At 70.7% G+C, this 16,793-nt stretch carries 16 protein-coding genes; all 16 read right to left on the bottom strand.

Annotated elements, in window-relative coordinates:
* Positions 1-27: 27 nt before the first annotated feature.
* The 16 genes from ACFOW8_RS18225 to ACFOW8_RS18150 all read right to left on the bottom strand — a co-directional run bounded on the left by ACFOW8_RS18225 (position 28) and on the right by ACFOW8_RS18150 (position 16,768).
* Positions 28-447, bottom strand: a complete 420-nt coding sequence (locus tag ACFOW8_RS18225; RefSeq protein WP_378551835.1) for a DUF4913 domain-containing protein — start codon at positions 445-447, stop codon at positions 28-30.
* Positions 444-2,267, bottom strand: a complete 1,824-nt coding sequence (locus tag ACFOW8_RS18220; RefSeq protein ID WP_378551832.1) for a type IV secretory system conjugative DNA transfer family protein — start codon at positions 2,265-2,267, stop codon at positions 444-446. Before ACFOW8_RS18220 ends, ACFOW8_RS18225 begins: the two co-directional genes overlap by 4 nt.
* Before the next feature lie 39 nt (positions 2,268-2,306).
* Positions 2,307-2,816: a hypothetical protein gene (locus ACFOW8_RS18215; RefSeq protein WP_378552095.1), complete on the bottom strand. Its 510-nt coding sequence runs from the start codon at positions 2,814-2,816 to the stop codon at positions 2,307-2,309.
* A gap of 68 nt (positions 2,817-2,884) precedes the next feature.
* Positions 2,885-4,537, bottom strand: coding sequence for a peptidoglycan DD-metalloendopeptidase family protein (locus ACFOW8_RS18210; RefSeq protein ID WP_378551831.1), 1,653 nt, complete (start codon positions 4,535-4,537; stop codon positions 2,885-2,887).
* A gap of 58 nt (positions 4,538-4,595) precedes the next feature.
* Positions 4,596-4,904 carry a transposase gene (locus ACFOW8_RS18205; protein WP_378551830.1) on the bottom strand — a complete coding sequence of 103 codons (309 nt, stop codon included), beginning with the start codon at positions 4,902-4,904 and terminating at the stop codon, positions 4,596-4,598.
* Entirely contained in the window at positions 4,901-7,423 is a 2,523-nt protein-coding gene (locus ACFOW8_RS18200) for a hypothetical protein (protein WP_378551829.1), read from the bottom strand. Before ACFOW8_RS18200 ends, ACFOW8_RS18205 begins: the two co-directional genes overlap by 4 nt.
* A 7-nt stretch (positions 7,424-7,430) precedes the next feature.
* Positions 7,431-8,930, bottom strand: coding sequence for an SCO6880 family protein (locus ACFOW8_RS18195; protein WP_378551828.1), 1,500 nt, complete (start codon positions 8,928-8,930; stop codon positions 7,431-7,433).
* Positions 8,927-10,381, bottom strand: coding sequence for a hypothetical protein (locus ACFOW8_RS18190; RefSeq protein ID WP_378551826.1), 1,455 nt, complete (start codon positions 10,379-10,381; stop codon positions 8,927-8,929). The genes ACFOW8_RS18195 and ACFOW8_RS18190 overlap by 4 nt, the downstream gene beginning before the upstream one ends.
* 59 nt (positions 10,382-10,440) lie before the next feature.
* Entirely contained in the window at positions 10,441-11,256 is an 816-nt protein-coding gene (locus ACFOW8_RS18185) for a hypothetical protein (protein WP_378551824.1), read from the bottom strand.
* The gene (locus tag ACFOW8_RS18180) at positions 11,253-11,849 is read right to left on the bottom strand and encodes a hypothetical protein (RefSeq protein ID WP_378551823.1); all 597 of its coding nucleotides are present in this window, start codon (positions 11,847-11,849) and stop codon (positions 11,253-11,255) included. The genes ACFOW8_RS18185 and ACFOW8_RS18180 overlap by 4 nt, the downstream gene beginning before the upstream one ends.
* Positions 11,850-11,860: 11 nt before the next feature.
* Positions 11,861-12,115 carry a hypothetical protein gene (locus ACFOW8_RS18175; RefSeq protein ID WP_378552094.1) on the bottom strand — a complete coding sequence of 85 codons (255 nt, stop codon included), beginning with the start codon at positions 12,113-12,115 and terminating at the stop codon, positions 11,861-11,863.
* Positions 12,115-12,411: a hypothetical protein gene (locus ACFOW8_RS18170; protein WP_022566424.1), complete on the bottom strand. Its 297-nt coding sequence runs from the start codon at positions 12,409-12,411 to the stop codon at positions 12,115-12,117. The genes ACFOW8_RS18175 and ACFOW8_RS18170 overlap by 1 nt, the downstream gene beginning before the upstream one ends.
* Before the next feature lie 94 nt (positions 12,412-12,505).
* Positions 12,506-13,147, bottom strand: a complete 642-nt coding sequence (locus ACFOW8_RS18165; protein ID WP_378551822.1) for a hypothetical protein — start codon at positions 13,145-13,147, stop codon at positions 12,506-12,508.
* A gap of 8 nt (positions 13,148-13,155) precedes the next feature.
* The gene (locus tag ACFOW8_RS18160; RefSeq protein ID WP_378551821.1) at positions 13,156-14,004 is read right to left on the bottom strand and encodes a hypothetical protein; all 849 of its coding nucleotides are present in this window, start codon (positions 14,002-14,004) and stop codon (positions 13,156-13,158) included.
* A gap of 12 nt (positions 14,005-14,016) precedes the next feature.
* Entirely contained in the window at positions 14,017-15,063 is a 1,047-nt protein-coding gene (locus ACFOW8_RS18155; RefSeq protein ID WP_378551820.1) for a hypothetical protein, read from the bottom strand.
* Positions 15,064-15,118: 55 nt separating this feature from the next.
* The gene (locus ACFOW8_RS18150) at positions 15,119-16,768 is read right to left on the bottom strand and encodes a cutinase family protein (RefSeq protein WP_378551818.1); all 1,650 of its coding nucleotides are present in this window, start codon (positions 16,766-16,768) and stop codon (positions 15,119-15,121) included.
* Between the last annotated feature and the right edge of the window lie 25 nt (positions 16,769-16,793).

Raw genomic sequence — 16,793 nt, 5'->3', positions numbered from 1 at the left:
GCCGATGCCCGAGCCGTGCCGCCCGCCTCACGGCCGGGTCTTCTCGATCGTCTCGCTGACGTCGGGATCGGTGAACAGCTGCCCGTCGCCCGCCTGCGGCTGCTGGTAGGGCAGCGGTTCGAGCATCGCCTTGTGGCCGTTGCGCACGCTGCAATACTTGAACGGACCACGCGAATCGAACAACTTGGCCATGTGCGGGTCGGCGTGATCGAGGAACCAGACGCTGATCCCCGGCCCACCCTGCATCCGAAAGTGCTCCCAGGCCTGCCACAGCGCGTGCAGCCGGACCGCGGCCTCGGGATGGCGCCACCACTCCGGGCACCACACCGTATCGCTGATATCGGTGACCTGCCTGCTGTAGACCCTGCTGAGGTAGTCGGTCACGAAATCGAACACCGTCTCGTACCCATTGGTGATGTCACGCGCGGGTTGCGTCTGGTCGTTCACAGTGGCTTGGCCTCCTCGATGTCACCGAGCTGATCCGGCGGGGTGGACTGCGACAGCACCGGCGTGCCGATCAGGTCGTCGATGCGGGTCTTGCGCGTCGGATCGTTGTATTCGATCGACTGCTTGACCGCGTCGGCGTACTCCGATTCCCACCACGGCACGGTGCGGACCAGCACAGCGGGCTGGCCCGAGGTGAACACCACCGCCCGGCCGCGGGGCAGCGTGGCCAGACCCTGGGCGGTGAAGGTCACCGACGAACTGAGCGAACGCGAGTAGCTCTTGCTGCTGCCCGATTGCGACATCGACGACGAGATCGAGTCGTACTCCCCGATCGCCTCTGACCGGTCACGCAGGAAGGCCATATCGTCGACACCGCTGCCGAGCACCTTGATATTGGCCGCCGACCACAGCGCGTTCATGCCCGCGTCGCCCCAACAGCGGGCGCCCTGGGCCCACGACTGCAACACCGTCATCACCACGATGCCGCGGGAACCGAAGTGGCTGTACTGCTTGGGCAGGTCCTTCCAGCGCACCACGTTGGCGGCCTCGTCGAGCACCGCGAGCAACGGGATCGGCAGCCTGCCGCCCGAGGACATCGACGCCTTGCGCATCGCCACGTCGATCACAGCCTCGGTGAGTGCGCTCACCAGCGGTGCGGCCGAGCCGCGTCCCTCGAGCGACAGGCAGTACAGCGTGCCGTTGCGCTCGACGAACTCGAGCTCGTCGAACTGCAACCGATCACCGTTGCCGCGGGTGATCCACGGGTGCACGTTCGACATCTGCAGGCAGCGGACCATCTTCTTGGCGGTGCCGAAGATGCCGCTCTTGGTGCGCTGTTCGGCGTTGTACTGCATGGCCAGACCGGCGGCGGTGAAATCGTGCCCGGCGCTACGCAAATGCTCGATCGGCTCGCTGTTCTGCGGGTTGGTCACCCATTCCCACACCTGGGTGATGGGTTTGCCCGCGATCGCGGCGGCCAGGAACAGCCCGGCGAGCAGGTCCTCGGCCTCCGGGTCGAAGAAGTTGTCGCTGGTGTCGGCCCCGGTGCTCTCGGCGTCGGCGAAGTGCCCGGCCAGCCGGGCCGCGCGCATCTCGCAGCCCTCCTTGCGGAAGTCGACCCAGGCCAGCGGGTCCCAGAACCAGCCGGGTCGTTCCCCGGCCACACCCTGCGGATCGAACACGAAGGTGGCGCTGCCCTTGGCCTCGCGCACATTGCGGGTGGCGTCGACCACATCGCGCTTGTTCGAGGTCGCCAGGACCGGGCCGATGGCCGACAGGATCGCCGGGATCACCCTGGAGGTCGACTTGCCCTGACGCGGGCCCCAGATGTCGAGGTGCAGGTCCTCGTAGGAGCCGTAGAGCGGGGTGCCGTCGGCCACCGCGACACCGATCGGGACGCCGGGCGAGTCGTTGGTGCCGAGCCGCACGCCCAGCTCCTTCGCCTTCTCCCGGACACCGGCCTCGGTGATCGAGGCGATGGCGCTGCCACTGCCCATGTGGTCGGCCTTGTCGTCGATCGACAGCCTGCCCTTGACCGCGCGCTTGGCGAGCTGCTTGCGGATCACGACGTACGCGATCACCGCCAGCACGACGAGGATCACGATCACCGTGGACGCCCGCGGCCACTGCAGGTTCCCGCGGGCCAGGTCGGCGACCACCGCGATCGGGTTCACCGGGATGTTCTGCGGCACCACCGACATCGCATTGCCGAGGTGCAGCGCGACGGCGAGGGTGATCAGGGTCGCGAAACCGACCACGATCAGGATCAGCGTCGTGTCGGGTCCGACCGCGGCCGGATCCGTCACCTTCTTCTTCGCCACGTGTGCCTCCTTGTGGACTGGGTCGGTGGGTGTGGGTGCTCAGCGGAACGCGTCGAGGCGCCAGCCCTGTGGCGTCTGTACCACGGTCGCGATGACCGTGCTCGGCGGTAGTTCCTCGGACCGCCCGTTCGGATAGACAACCGTCTGCTCGATACCGATCTTGTACTGCGCCACGGCCGGGTCGGCGCCGTCGGGTGCTCGCTCGCCCGCGGCGAAGGTGAACGCCTCGACCCGCGCGTGGGCACGGCCCCAATCGGCCCACTGCACGGACGGATTCGGGGTCGCGGTGACGTCGGCCGAGTTGTCGAGCATACCGATCATGCTCGGCCCCAGCCATTTTCGCGCCCGCTCGACCGAATCGCCGGGTTGCTCGGCGGCCGGGTTCCAGGTGTAGATCTCCCGCAGCGCGACGACCGCGACGCCGTCGGGCGTGGTCGGGTCGACCGTGGTGGCTTCGAGCAGCCTGGTGGTGGAGGTGGCGCCGTCGGAGCGCGCGGGATCGGCGTCACCGCCGCAGGCGGCGACCGTGCACAGGACCGCCACGAGCATCACCGCCGGGATCGTGCGGATTCGTGTTCTCTCCCACCAGGTTATCCCCGGTGCGCGGCGACATGCCCTCACAACACCCTCCTCGCCCGCGCGTCGCCCGGCACCGCGACCTCGACGACACCGCCACCGCTGCCACTCGACGCCGGCACGGCCTGGATCAGCAGACCCTCGCCCGCGTAGATGCCGACCATCGCCGGGCCGCGCGGACCGAAGTCGCTGAACACCAGGTCACCGGCGGCGACCTTCGACATCGACACCTCCTGTCCTGCCTCCCACTGCTGTTCGGCCGTGCCGGGCAGGCTGATCTCCCCCGCGGACGCCGCGAACACCGCCGCCGCGGTCAGCCCGGCCGCGTCGAATCCGCCGCGGCTCGGGCCCTGCGGGCCGCCGCCACCCCACACGTACGGGGTGCCGAGCCAGTCGTGGGCGGCCTCCACGATCTGCGCGCCCCCACCGCCCGGTTCGGGGGTGAACCGGCCCTGCGCGCCCGGCGCCCGGTACTGCGGTTCCATCGTCAGGATGTTGGTGACGTAGGGCCTGGTCTCGGAGTAGTGCGCCGCGACCTGATTGGGCATGCCGCCGGAGGCGAGCACCGCGCCCTCACCTGCGTTGTAGCCGGCCAGGGTCAGGGCGGTCAGGTCGCCGGAGACCCGGCCCTCGGCGATCCAGCCCGAGATCTTGCGCGCGATGGCGCACATGTAGCGGGCCTGGCCGATGATCGCGTCCCCGTCGTCCCACACGCTGGCGGTTCCGTTGCCGTCGGCGTCGATGACGTACGGCCTGCCGTCGTCGGGATTGATGCTCACCGCCGTGCCGGGCAGGAACTGCGCCAGGCCCTGCGCGCCGGCCGGAGAGGTGAGCCCGCGCCGGAAACCGGACTCCTGCTTGGCCTGCGCGGCCAGCAGCGAGGAGGAGATCTCCGGGCACACCGAACCCGCCCTGCGATACCAGATCTCCAGCTCGGCGGGCACCTTGCCGTCGGCGAGCGCGCCACCGGCGGTCCCGAACCCGCGCACGCAGTTCGCGTCGATCGAGAACGCTCGCGCGCCACCGACATCCGGGGTCGGCGCACCGTCGAGCCACGGGATCGGGTCGATCTGGCGGCCACCGGTGAACCGACCGCCCGGCACGATCTCGAAATGCAGGTGCGGGCCGGAGGATTCACCCGCGGAGCCGACCATCCCGATCGGCTGGCCCGCGGTCACCGTCTCCCCCGTGCGCACCCGGACCCCGTTGTCCCACATGTGCCCGTACACCGCGGAGTACGCGCGGCCGTTGGTGTCGACCGAGTCGACGACGATCCAGTTGCCGAAGCCCGAGGCGGGACCGGCGGCGACGACCCGGCCGTCGGACACCGAGTAGATGGTGGTGCCGTCGGCGGCGGCCAGGTCGATACCGAGGTGCCTGCCGCCACGGGAACCGAACACATCGGAGACGGTGAAGGTACCGACCTCGAGCGGCAGCGTGCGCCGCAGCGGGCCGATCCCGGCGGCCAGCGACGGGGTGCCGGTGACGGCGGGGTTGGTCGTCGACGGTGCCGCGGCCCTGGTGTCGCCGGGGTTCTCGCCGCCGAGCGGCGGCAAGGTCGGCACCGCCGAGCTGTCGAGGACATCGGTGGTCTCGCAGGTCTCGTCGGCCGCGGGCAGCACGATCACCAGGACGAGCGCGATCAACCCGATGACGGCACCGAATGCCGTCATCGTCATGGTCCTGACGTTCACCGCGCGCTCCCTGGCGTGCCGCGCCGGGCGCCGGGATCCGGGTCCGCCGCGGCGGTCCTCACGTGCGGCGCCGCGCTTCGTTGAGCGTGTCGGCCAGGGTACGGTTCATCTCGGCGGCCGCGGCCAGCTGTTGTTGCAGCAGCACCACTTTGCGGCGCAACGCGGTGGCGTCCATCCGTTCCAGGCTCGGGCCCTCGGCGGCGCGCACCCAGTTGCGCACCGAGTTGGCATGCACGCCGATCTGCTCGGCCACCACCCGGCACGCCTCGGATTCGCTGCGCAACTTGTCGGTCAGGGCGAGTACCTGCTCGACGGCGGCTGTGCGGACCTCCGGCGAGACCCTGCGGTAGGACCGGTGCGGCATCATTGCCGGCCTCCGTTCGGTGTCGACGGTTCCGCACCGGCGCGCGGGGCATCGCCGAATTCGCTGAACCGCTGGTTCGTGTCGTGGATTCCGCTTTCTCGCTCCGACACCGTGAACTCCATGTGGAAGGGGATACCGGGACGGCGATCCTCACCGATCTTGAGCAGGAACTTGCCGGTGCCCGGCGGTGACGGCCGCTGCTGGCCCGGCCGCAGCGCCTCACCGGTGAGCGCTTGCGGTGCCGACCAACCGGTGACCATCTCCTGTTCGGCGGAGGTGAAGGGCACGGTGGAGTCGAGTCTGCTGATCTCCTCGGCGGGCAGGGCGCCGAAGATCTTGGCGCGGGCCCGCTCCAGGAAGCCGATCGCCTTGGCGATCGCGGCGTCCGAGCCGAGCGCCTGCAAGTCCTTGATGGTGTGGCTGATCATGATCAGCGCGGTGGCCAGACCACGCTGCAGCCTGGTCAGCTCGTCGACCCGGTCGACCATGAAGTCGCCGAGGCCGAGCACCTGCCACAGCTCGTCCATCACGACCTGGAAGTACCGCTGCGGACCGAGTTTCGCGTCGGCCAGCACGTGCGCGGCCTCGACCGAGGCGAAACCGTCGGCCCAGCAGGCCAGCATGACCGCGGCCTTGAGCTTCTTGTCGCCGGTGGGGATGTGCGAGACGTCGATGCACACCGCGACCGCGCCGGTGTCGATCGGCACCGAGGTCTGACCGTTGAAGATGGCGCCGAACGGGCCCTGGGTGAGCGCGCGCAGCGAACGACGCAGGTTCTTGATCGCGTCCTGGTACTCCTCGTCGTTGTCGGCGCCCGCGTCGAGCATCAGTTCCGCGCCGCCGCCGACGATCACCTCGAGCAGGTTCTCCATGATCGGCGGCTTGTCGGGGGTGAAGCCGCTGCCCGGCTGGTACAGGATGCGCAGCGAGGTCGCGATCAGCGTTTCCTCGAAGTCGGCGACCCTGGCACCGCGCACCAGCTCCACCAGACCCGCGATCAGCGTCACCTGCCTGGCCCGCAGGTCCTGCAGCACCTGCCGTTGCAGGGCGGGCAGATCGTCGAGCCGCGGCACCACCGAGCCGAGCACGCCCGCCGCGAGCGGGTTCAGTTTGCCGTGCCCGTAACCGAGGTCGATGACCTGACCGCCGACGAGTTCGACCATCTTGCGGTAGTCGGGTTTCACGTCGGCCAGGATGAGCGGCGTGATGCCCTGGGCGATGCCGCCGAGCACGATCCGGCGCACCAGCGAGGACTTGCCGAAACCGTTGAGGCCGAGGACGAACAGGCTCGGCGCGGTGATGAAGCTGCCGCGCATGAACCAGTTCATCGGGTCGAAGCACACCGGGGCGCCGGTGTGCAGGTGCGAGCCGAGCGGGGTGCCGATCAGCGGCGCGCCCGCGCCGACCGACCACGGCCACAGCCCGGCGACCTGGGCGGTGGTGGCGCGGTATTCGACCGGGCGGCCGACGACGTTCATCTTGCCGCCGCCCGGCCCGGAGTAGCCGCGGTCGGTGAGTTCGGCGGTGGTGCGGTCGAATCCGTCGCTGACCACGGCCTCGGTGCGCGCCTTGGCGTTGTTGCGGCGCAGGTCGTCGGTGTGGATGCGGAAGGTCGCCCAGGCCGCGCGCAAGCCGGACTGCTCGCGGGCGATCATCTCGTAGCGGGCGCGGGTGACGTCGTCGAGCAGCGGCGGGCCGGACTGCTTGCGGTCCGATTTGCCCCTGCCCTTGGCCCGGCCCGAGCCCATCGCCCGGTCGGCGAGGTCGTCGGGGCGCTCGGCCTTCGGCATCCGGGCCTGCTTGACCAGCTTCGGCGGATCGGCCGGACGCTGCTTGCGGCGGGTTCCCATCGCGGCCTCGTGATTCAGCCGCGGACCGTGATCCTCGGCGCGCAGGCCGCGGTCGAGCCGCGCGGTGGCGGCCCCGGCCGGATCCGGCCGGCGGCGCCGCTCCCCTTGGCGCGGTGCCCGCCCTGTGCCGCCGCCGGCCGCGCCGTCGCGGCGCGCACGCGGATCGTCGGCGCGCCCGCGGACGGCATCGTCGGTGGCACGTCGGCCCCGCGGGTCGCCGTCACGACGAGCGGCCTCGCTCCCGGTGGATCGCCGTCCGCGTGCCCGGTCGTCGGGCCGGCGACCGGCGGACCGACCGCCATCCGCCTCGTCGTCCGGGCTACCCATCGCGGGGCGGCGCCGTCGGGTGTCGGTGCCCGGCTCCGCGCCGTCGTCCGCGGTTCGCCTGCGCGGGTCCGGCCGGGGCTCGACGGCGGGACGGCGTTGGTCCGCACCATGCGAGCGGCCGCCCGGCGTGTCGGGGCGCGCGCTGCCCGCGCGCGCGGCACGGTCGTGCTCCTCGACGTCGTCCCACGCCGGCGCACGGTCGGCGGGTTCGGTGCGCTCCTCGACGCCGAGCGCGTCCTCGCTCACCCGCGCGGAGGTCCCGACCGGTCGTGGCTCGCGTTCCCCGCGGATGCGGGGCGGCCGGTGCACGGGCCGTAGCGCGATGTCGTCGAAGTCGCGTCCCATGATCGCCTCACCCCGCCAATGCCTTCGGAATGGTCGCGTGCTCGGGCAGGATGACGCCGCACCCCAGCGACGCCGCGAACGCGGCGGCCTGGTAGCGATAGCAGCGCCGGATCTTGAGCCGGGCCTGCGTGGACAGGTCGCGGGTGATGGCCTCGATGCGCGGCAGATCACCGCGCAACGGTTCGGTGATGGTCACCAGTGCGCCGAAGCGCGTCACCCCGTGGCCGCGGGCCTGTTCCTCGCGGGCCTGCTGGGTCGCACCGACCCGCAGGGTCGCCGCGGCCGAGACGACGCCGCGTTCGCTCTGCTGCGCGACCAGCGCGTTCTTGAAGTCGTCGTCGACGATCTCGGCGGCGTCGGCGGCCGAATGCGGCCGGTAGACGATCGCGATGCGCTTGCGTGGCACTTCGGGATTGGGCGCGAGCAGCCGCTGCAGCACCCGCTCGTCGACCGCGCCCTCGGGGGCCGCGTCCATCTCCCAGGTGACCGATCGGCCGCCGTCGTGGATCAGGTGATCCCATTTCTCGTCGTGCGAGACCGGGCCCGCGTCGTCCCAGCCGAGACCGTGCCCGCCCGGATCCGCCGCGGCGACCTCGAGATCGGCCTGGGCGGCCGGATCGTAGCTACGCCGGATGAAGGAGATGACCTCCTCGGCCGCCATCGGCTGGGCTCGCACCCCGGCCTCGGCCAGCGCGGCGCAGATACCCGGCAGCCTGCGCCCGATCTCCACGGCCTCCTCGGCCGGGTTCTTGCGCCGTTCGGCGGTGGTGGCCTTGAAGGTGATCGCCACCCTCGGCAGCAGCTGTACCCGCTCCTGCGGCAATTCGGTGGCCAGCTCGTACATCACCTGCTGGGCCAGGTCCGGCGCCTCCGGGCGGGTGATGGTGGAGACCTCGTTGAGCAGCCGGTTGCCGGTCTCGGGCACGGTGTCGATCACCGGCACCACCGCGACGATGTCGCTGGTCTGGCCGACCGAGGCCAGGAAGGTGCCCCAGGCCGCGACCCAGCGGTCGATCACCGGCTGGTCCACCGCCTCATGGCCTTGCGGCCAGGCCCGCAGCACCACCGTGTACTGGGCGAACGCGGGCAGATGGATCATCCCGAAGTGGTAGCCGCCCGCGTCGATGCCCTCGTACAGCTTCGAGGGCGCGAGCAGGCCTGGCAGTTTGGTGACACCGCCGGGGATCCGGGAGAACCGACCACCGCGGTACACGTGCTCGCCGTTCTTCCGCGAGCGCATCCAGTTGAACATCATCAGTCCCGTCTCGTAGCCCGAACGGCCCCCGGTCCGCCACACCAGGGGCACCATCACCAACGCGCCGACGCCGCCGACGGCGAAGCCCCAGGTGAATCCACCGACCATCGCGCTGATCAGCGCGGCGATCACCACGACGAAACCGATCACGGTCTCTTCCCAGCGCAGGCCGAAAAGGCCCGCGCTGCGCGGCTTCTGCCACAACCCGTACGAGCGGCGCTCGTAGGTGTCGGCCGAGGAGGTGGAAGTCATCGCGGAATCGTGCTCCTGCCGAGGTCGGGTGAACGATTCGCCCAGCGGTCACCGGCGAGGTCGCCCATGGACTCGTCGGCTCTGGCCGCGCCGCCCGCCGCCGCCCGCGCGGCGACCACGTTGCGGGCCGCGCCCGACGGTACCGAGCCGGAGCTGGGCTGAGCGGGTGCGCCACCGCCGCCACCGCGGGGTGGCGGCGTCGGCGCGGGCCCGCGTGGGGAACGGCCCGCGGCGGCACCACCGGCACCACCGGGGCGCGAACCGCCCGCGGCACTGCCGAAGTAGCCCGCCGAACCGGGCGCGGCGGCGGGCCGGGTGGCCACCGCCTTGGTGCCGATCGCGCCGAGTGCCATCGCGCCGACCGCGGTACCACCGGCCACCATCAGACCGGAACCGCCGGTGCCGACGGTGGCCACCGCGGGCGCCACCAGGCGCATCAGCGCGGGCAGCACGAACGCCACGCTGCACAGCAGCACCAGCGCCACCAGCATCCGCTGGGCCTGCTCGCCTTCGGGCAGGCCACCGGAGGCGGTGGTCTCGTCGACGTGGCCCGCGGTGGTGAACGCGATCATGTACACGATCGCCGCGACCGGTTTGAACAGCATGAACGCGATGATCCAGCCGATCAGCTTCTGATACGACTGCTTTCCGGTCCCGGTCGCCGAGGCCGCCGCGGCCAGCGGCAGCACACCGGCCGCGACGACGAGCAGACCCTGCCGGACGATGGCGAGCACGATCTGGGCGAGCGCGCCGAGCAGGCCGACGATCGCGATGATCAGCACCAGACCGGGCGAGAACGCCTGCAACTTACTGGTTTTCACCATCAGCTCGGCCATGTTCTTGGCATTGCCGCCGGTGGCGTCGGCGATGATCCACTCGGAGAACAGGTCCGAGGCCCGCGTGCCTGCCACGATCACCGCGCCGAGCATCCACGAACTGAACACCACACGGGCGAACAGGCGGAACGATTCGGCGGCCTCGCTGACGGCCGCCCCGCGTCTGGCCTCGGCCAATCTGCCGCCGGTGATGATCACCGACGCGATCAGCAGCAATATCTGGATCTGATAGGTGTAGTCGTTGATCTTGGTGAACAGGGCGCCCGAATCGCTCACCGCCTCGTTGGGCACCTTCATCCAGAAGGTCAGCGCCAGGATCAGCGCCTCGCCGAGACCCTTCATCAGCGAGTCGACCACCTTGCCGAAGGTGGAATCCCAGGCCTTGTCCTTGACCACGGTGGCCGCCTCACCCGGATGGGTGGCGGCATTGCCCGCCTTGCACACCGCCGAGGCGGCGTCGCCGAGCGAGATGCCGGGAATGGCGACGCTGTCGAGCGTGTCGTGCAGTTCGTTGCACGCTTCGTCGAAGCCGTAGGTCTGGCCGTAGGCCACCGTCGGCGTCGCGATCATCACGGTGAAGATCACCGCGAGAATAGTGACGATCCGTCTCAGCATTGTTGGCACCCCTCGATGGTCCGCAGGGAATCGATCCGGGCTGTGCTGTTCACCGATGCTCACCATTTCGTCCACCCCGCCAGCGATTCCACATATTCGGTCTGGGCATTGGTGGTGGTCGACGGCTTGAGCCGCCAATCTCCCTCGTCCCACACCACGATCAACCGCATGGCGGCATACAACTGCTTACCGTCGATCACCGGGCCGCGCGAGGCGAGTCGCACGATCGCCATGTCGTCGGCGTAATCATCGATCTTGAACGCGTCCGTCGCCACGAAGTACCTGGTCACCTTCTCCGGCTGCTGCGCGGGCAGCCGGTCGCTCGACAGCGCCGCGTCGTAGGCGGCCAGTTGCGCGGAGCTGGCCCGTACCTGAGTGACGTAGAGCTCGCGGTCGGCGGGCCTGGCATTGAGCCGGTAGGTGATCTGCGCGGCCGCCAGCGCGGCACCCTGCGGGGTCCGCGCGTAGCCGACCGCCATGCCGTTCTCGATCCTGGTCGGCCCGTCGGACGTGGAGAACGGCACCGACGCACCGAACACCCGCTGCCAGCCGTGCGGTTTCGTCGTGCCGACGGGCGCGGCGGTGAGCCAGTCCGAGTCGACCGGCGTGCGCTGGGTGCCGGGGACCTGTGCCAGCGGCTGGCCCGCCGGATTGTTCGGGACGTCGACCCGCCTGCCGAGCACATCGATCTCTGGTTCGGCGAAGCCGGTGCCGCCCGCGGCCTGGGCGGGCGGCGGCGCGGTGTCGGTGGCCGCCTCGCCGCTGCTGGTGAAGTACACGACCGCGCCGACGACCAGGATCAGCGCGAGCAGGGCACCGGAGGCGATCATGCCGAAGGACGCGCGGTCGCGCGTGCCCGGCTCCTTCGCGCTCACCTCGGTGCCTCCAATATCACGATGTCGGTAGGTAATTCGTCGACGGCGTCGACGGGTCGGTCCTCGGACTGCGGGTCGGGTAACCGTAAGCGCCAGTCCCCGCCGAACCAGCTGACGGTGGTGTGGTTGACCGCGCGGGAGCTGTCCGAATACTCCGTGTACACCTCGACCCTGGACAGCTCGTCTCCATACTCAATGATTTTGTAACCCAACAATCTCGGGGCGTACTCGGGTGCGGCAGGGCCGGTGATGGACAACTGCACCCGGTTGATCGCCCATTCGTCGCGTGCCGGACCCGGTTCGACTTCCTGGTTCACCACCGCCGCCCACTGGCTGTCCGTGGCCACCGACAACCGGATGGTGTGGGTCAGCGCCGCCAGCCCGGCTCCGCGCGGGGAATGCTCGAAACCCGTTGCGGCGCTGCCGGACTCCGTCCGTGGACCCTGGTCGGTCCGCGGCAGTGCGATGCCCTGGTAGTCCTGCCAGCGCACCCCGGTCGGCGCTGCCGACAGGTCGAGCCCGGAACCGCCGTCCCGGCCGCAGGCCACCGCCGCGGCCAGCAGCGCGATCCCGACCGCGACCGGTCGCGTCATGGCGGTCCCCCTCACGCCGGCAGGAACGCCAGCGCAATCGCGGACGCGGTACTGGCCACCGAGGCACCGATCAGGCTCATCAGCACGCCGTGCGAGGCGTCGTTGACGGCCAGATCGGAGCGGAACGCGATCCACAACCGGCCCGCCGACAGGATCATCCAGGCCAGACACGAGAGCAGGACGAACCACAGCAGCCAGTTCAGCAGCTGCATCAACGGCGCCAGCACCTCCGCCGGCATCTGCTTGTAGGCGAGCACGGTGATCATCACGTACCGATGACCGCGTTCATGATGGTGCCCGCGCTGGTCGCCACCACACCGCCGATCATGGCTCCCGCCACCATCTTCGGCGACTCGAGGCCGCCGCCGGTCCAGCGCTCCCAGGCGAACTTGCCGCCCGCGTAGGTGATACCGCAGATGCCCGACAGCAGCACGAACCAGGTGAGGTAGCGCACCAGCTGCAGGATCTTCTCCGACCCGGGGGGAGCTTCCGGCGTCGGATTACCCACCTGGGCCAGGACAGTGCCGTACGTGTCCTGCACGGCGAGGAGGATCATGCTCATCGGGTGCCTTTCTCCCACTGTAAAGGTGTTGTGCCACAAACACTTCGACGCCGACACACGTTTCTACACGACCCGCGCCGACCCTGCTCACCTGTCATGACCGCCCCTCCTCCGGCGCGGGCGTATCGATGCTCGCGCGGATGGCGGCGACCAGCTCGGTGCCGAGCTCACCGATCTCGGCGGGGACCTCGTCGAGCGGATCGACCCGGCGTTTGCGTGGCGCGATCTCGTCGCCCGGCGACCACACCGGCAGGGCCTCCGACTCCACCAGGGTCCATTCCTCGATCCAGGGCACCTGCCAGACGTGCCCGGCCAGTGAGCCGACCACATCCCGGTACCGCCGGATCTCCGGCGGTACCCGTCCCGGCCGCGCCGCGACCGTGATCAGGCCGAGCACCAGCGACGGACCGGCGAGCCCGGCGTGGTGCTGGCGCAGCAGGTCGTGCGCGCGGGTGAGACCGGAGATGGTCTCGCGCGCGACCAGGACGACGTAGGGGGATTCGCGCTCGAATCCCCCTGGCCACCGGCCGCGGGCGTCGGCGGCGGGGGCGAGCACATGGGCGAGCGTGCTGGCGCCCGAGCCGCCGTGCCCGCCGAGCAGCCACACCAGTGGCGCCCGGCCGACCCCGGGCACCGGACGCTCCCAGATCGGCGCGCGCAACGATTCCGGCGGCGCGACCACCCCGACACCGGCGCCGGGAGCGGGCGCCGGTTCACGACGACGACGAAGATTCATAGCGGCCGTCATGATGCCACCCCGGCGAGCAACCGCCCATAGGCCGCGCGCGTGACGGCCGCGAGCTCGCTGTGCCGAACCAGCTCGCCGCGGGCCAGGTGCGGGTCGTAGGGGATCTCGACCACCTCGCGCACCCAGCCGGACAGATGCTCACGCAAATGCTCGGCAACGCGCGAGTCGTCGTGCGAATACTGGTGCGAGACAACGATGGTGGTGTCGGCGACCACGCCCGCACCCTCGTCGCCGTAGTGGTCGTCGAGCCATTCCAGGCTCACCCGGAGCCGATTCGCGGCGTCGGCGCGCGCCGGAATGGCCAGCACGAGCGCGATCTCGGCATCGTCGAGCAGGGGACGCAGCTGCCGACCGGCTATCGCGTTGCCGCCGTCGTAGACCGCGGTGTACCCATCCGCGTCCAAAGCCCTGGCGACAGTGAGATATGTCGCGCGCCGCCGCAGCGGGGTGGCGTCGCGCCAGAGCAGTCCGAACCCGGAGGTGGAGCGCGACAGGCACTCCTCCAGCGGCGCCGGTTCGTCGTCGCCGCGGCCGTACACCCAGGACTGCAGATTCACCGGGTGCAGGTGCTTGTCGGCGCCGCGCAGCGCCAGATCGCTGCCCGCCGCGGTCGCGTCGACAGCGACCGTGGCAGCACCAGCGGTGACGAGTTCGGCGGCGAGGCCGAGCGCGGTCGTCGTTGTCCCCGCGCCGCCACAGCCGCCGACGACCAGGATCGGCCGGTGCGCGCCCGCCTCGCGGTTCCTGCGCCGCAACCGGACGACCGGCGCGCGATCGCCGGACGGTTCGTCCGACGGCTCCTCCGCTGCGCCGTCGTCGAGCCATCGGCTCCAGTCGTCTGTCATCGCCCTCGCTCCTTACCCTGCCGCGATGCCCGTGATGAGCGTGCGATCGCCGACCACCGCGGTCTGCACCGTCTGCTTGGTGTAGGTGGCCGGTGCCCCCGCGGGCGGGAACTCGGTCACCTCGACGGTGTACCGGTTCTCGGCAACGGTGGTGATCCGCACGCAGTGCGTCGTCCCCATCGGGATGGAATCGATGCCGCGCTGGATCACGGCGGCGGGCGAGACCTCGGCATCGGGCGCGACGACCGCCCTGGCCAGCTCGCCGGACCTGGTCACGTAGTAGGCGTGCTGGAAGGCGAGCACGGCGTCGGGACCGGAGCCGGTGCCACCGGCCTCGGCGCTGCGCAACACGGTGCCTGCGTGTTCGGTGGGACAGGCACCGAGCGGCTCGGCGACGACATTGCCTGCGGTGAAGTGCAGCGGCGCGGCATGTTTGGCCGTGTCGCGGCCGAAGAGCAGGAAGCAGACGCCGGTCGCGGCGAGAACGAGCACCAGGACCGACACGGCGAGCACGATCCAGGCGCGCTGGGCACTGCGGCGCCGGCGCAGCGCGCCGGAGGGTTCGAGCACCCTGGCCTCGTCGTACTCGTCGTCGACGGCCTCCGGCCAGGGGAACTGAACGAGTTCGGCGTCGTAGCCGTCGTCGCGGCCGGGCGCCGGTTCTACGACCCAGTCCGACCAACCACCGGTGAATTCGCTGCGGCGGGCCGCGAGTTCGGCGGGCGGCGCCGGGGCGGGTTCGGGTTCCGGCTCGACCGGGTATCCGGCGCCGGTGGTCAGCTCGCCGACTTCGGTGCCGCCCTTGTCCATCGAGAGCGGCGCGTCGCTCGGCGTGAATCCGGTGTCCTGGCTACCCGTCGCGGAACCCGGTTCCGGCTCGGATAGCTCGGCGGCCGTGGCGTCGGACGGGGTGCGCGCGGGGCGCTGCGAATATCGGTCGAGGCCCTCGTCCTCGCCCGCCGCCTGTTCGGCGGTGGCCTGGCGCGCGGGATCGACTGCCTCGGTCTCCGGTTCGAGCGCCGAATACCAGCGCGACAGTTCGTTGTACGACTTCAACATTTCCCCCTCTCCGCGACGCCGGGCACATGGATTCGCATGTCAGACCTCTCGCTACTCAGTTCACCGCGAACGGACGGGTGGTTGGGGTGGTGGTTCCGGGTAACGCGGCAGGCGGAGTCGTCGCGCCGCCGGATGAGGCGCCATCGGCTCCTGTCCCGAACGGAAATTGTCCCCCACCGGAGGGTTCGGGTGTGGCCGACGCGCCGGTCGGCGAAGTGAAGATTCCGGCACCGTGCTGGTCCGACCCACCGACCGGCTCGGCACCCGGCGCGCTGATCGCCGCCGCGTCGCGAGCGACGGCGGCGAACCACTCGGCGACGTACCTGGTCGGGGTCGCGCCGTCGGCGCCGACACCGATGCGGGAGTAGGCGTCGTGGCGCTGAGTGGTGTTCCAGTAGCGCACCCAGGTGGAGACGTCGAGGAGTTCCCGGTTGTCGGTGATGCTCTCGGTGACCGCGGTGAACGCCTCGTTGACCAGCCGCACCCCGGTGGTCGGTGGCACCAGCTCCGGGATCGCGCCTGTCAGTCTCGTGCTCAGCAGGGTGAGCCCGGCCAGCGGATTCGACAGTGTCGCGGCGGCCAATTCGGTGATGCTGTCCGGCCCGAGCACCGTCTTCACGACCGTGGTGACGGCGTTGAGCCCGATCATCCCGACCTTCAGCAGGGCCCGCAGCGCGGCGTTCCCGTCCGGAGCGACCCGCGGGTCGGCGGCATCGGCGACCCGCTCGGCGATCGACTTGCCAGGGGCGAGGGAGACATCGGCGAGAGTGCTGCCCGCGATGTCCTCGTTCACCACGGTGGTCGCGGTCTTGATGGAGGTGTAGGCCATGGCGTCGGCGATGGAGATCAGCGACCCGATCGGATCGCCGCCGGAGAGTTTCACCTGACTCACCAGATTGGCGACCGCGCGCAGCAGCGGCGCGCCCTGTGGTGCGTCGCAGGCGAGGTCACCGGTCGCGCAGAAGCTCGCGACCCGACCGGTGAGCCTGCCGAAATCGGCGGGTTCGACCGACTGGACGCCGAGGCCACCGCCGGGTGCGGCGGCCTGGCGCACTGCGGCGACGTCTGCCAGCGTGTCGCCGGAGGTGCCCGGCGCGGCCAGCGGCGCGGTGCGGCCGGGCGCGCCGGGGAACAGCGGAGCGTTCGCGCCCCTGATCGGGTCGGCGAACAGCGCCACCGCTGCGACCTTGTCGGCGGGGACCGCGCTGCGGCCGGAACCGACGTCCTGCGCGAACAGCGAGGCCACGTGCGCCCCCTGCGAGTAGCCGACCACCGCGATGCGCGAGTCCGGGCACCGCTCCACCACCTGGGTGGCCATCGCGCGCAGCCTTTCCAGCCCGCCGGCGACCGATTCCGCGTACGGCACCACACCGCCGGGTACGGCACCGCCGAATGCGGCCTCGTAGGGCACATAGGCGCGGTCGACCAGACCCGGCTCGGCGGCGAGCGCGAGCAGCGGCCGGAAGACGGTCGACAGCATGCCGGTATCCGTACTCGGCGCGGCATCGGGTGACGATTCGCCGGTGCCCTGAATCCCCAAGGCGTACAGTGCGGGACACTCGGCGATGGGCGCGTGTGCGGACGGCGCGGCGAGGACGTCCGCCTCGGCGTGCACGACACCCGTCGACACCGACACGAAAGCCACGGCGGACGCCATCATCGTCCCCGCGAGCCGTGTCGAGTGCCGAGCCATATCGATCCGCATCTCCGAGTCCATTTCGGCTGATCAA

It is taken from the genome of Nocardia rhizosphaerae, from assembly GCF_042650365.1.
Taxonomy (GTDB): Bacteria; Actinomycetota; Actinomycetes; order Mycobacteriales; family Mycobacteriaceae; genus Nocardia; species Nocardia rhizosphaerae.
This window is presented reverse-complemented; position numbering and strand designations above follow the sequence as displayed.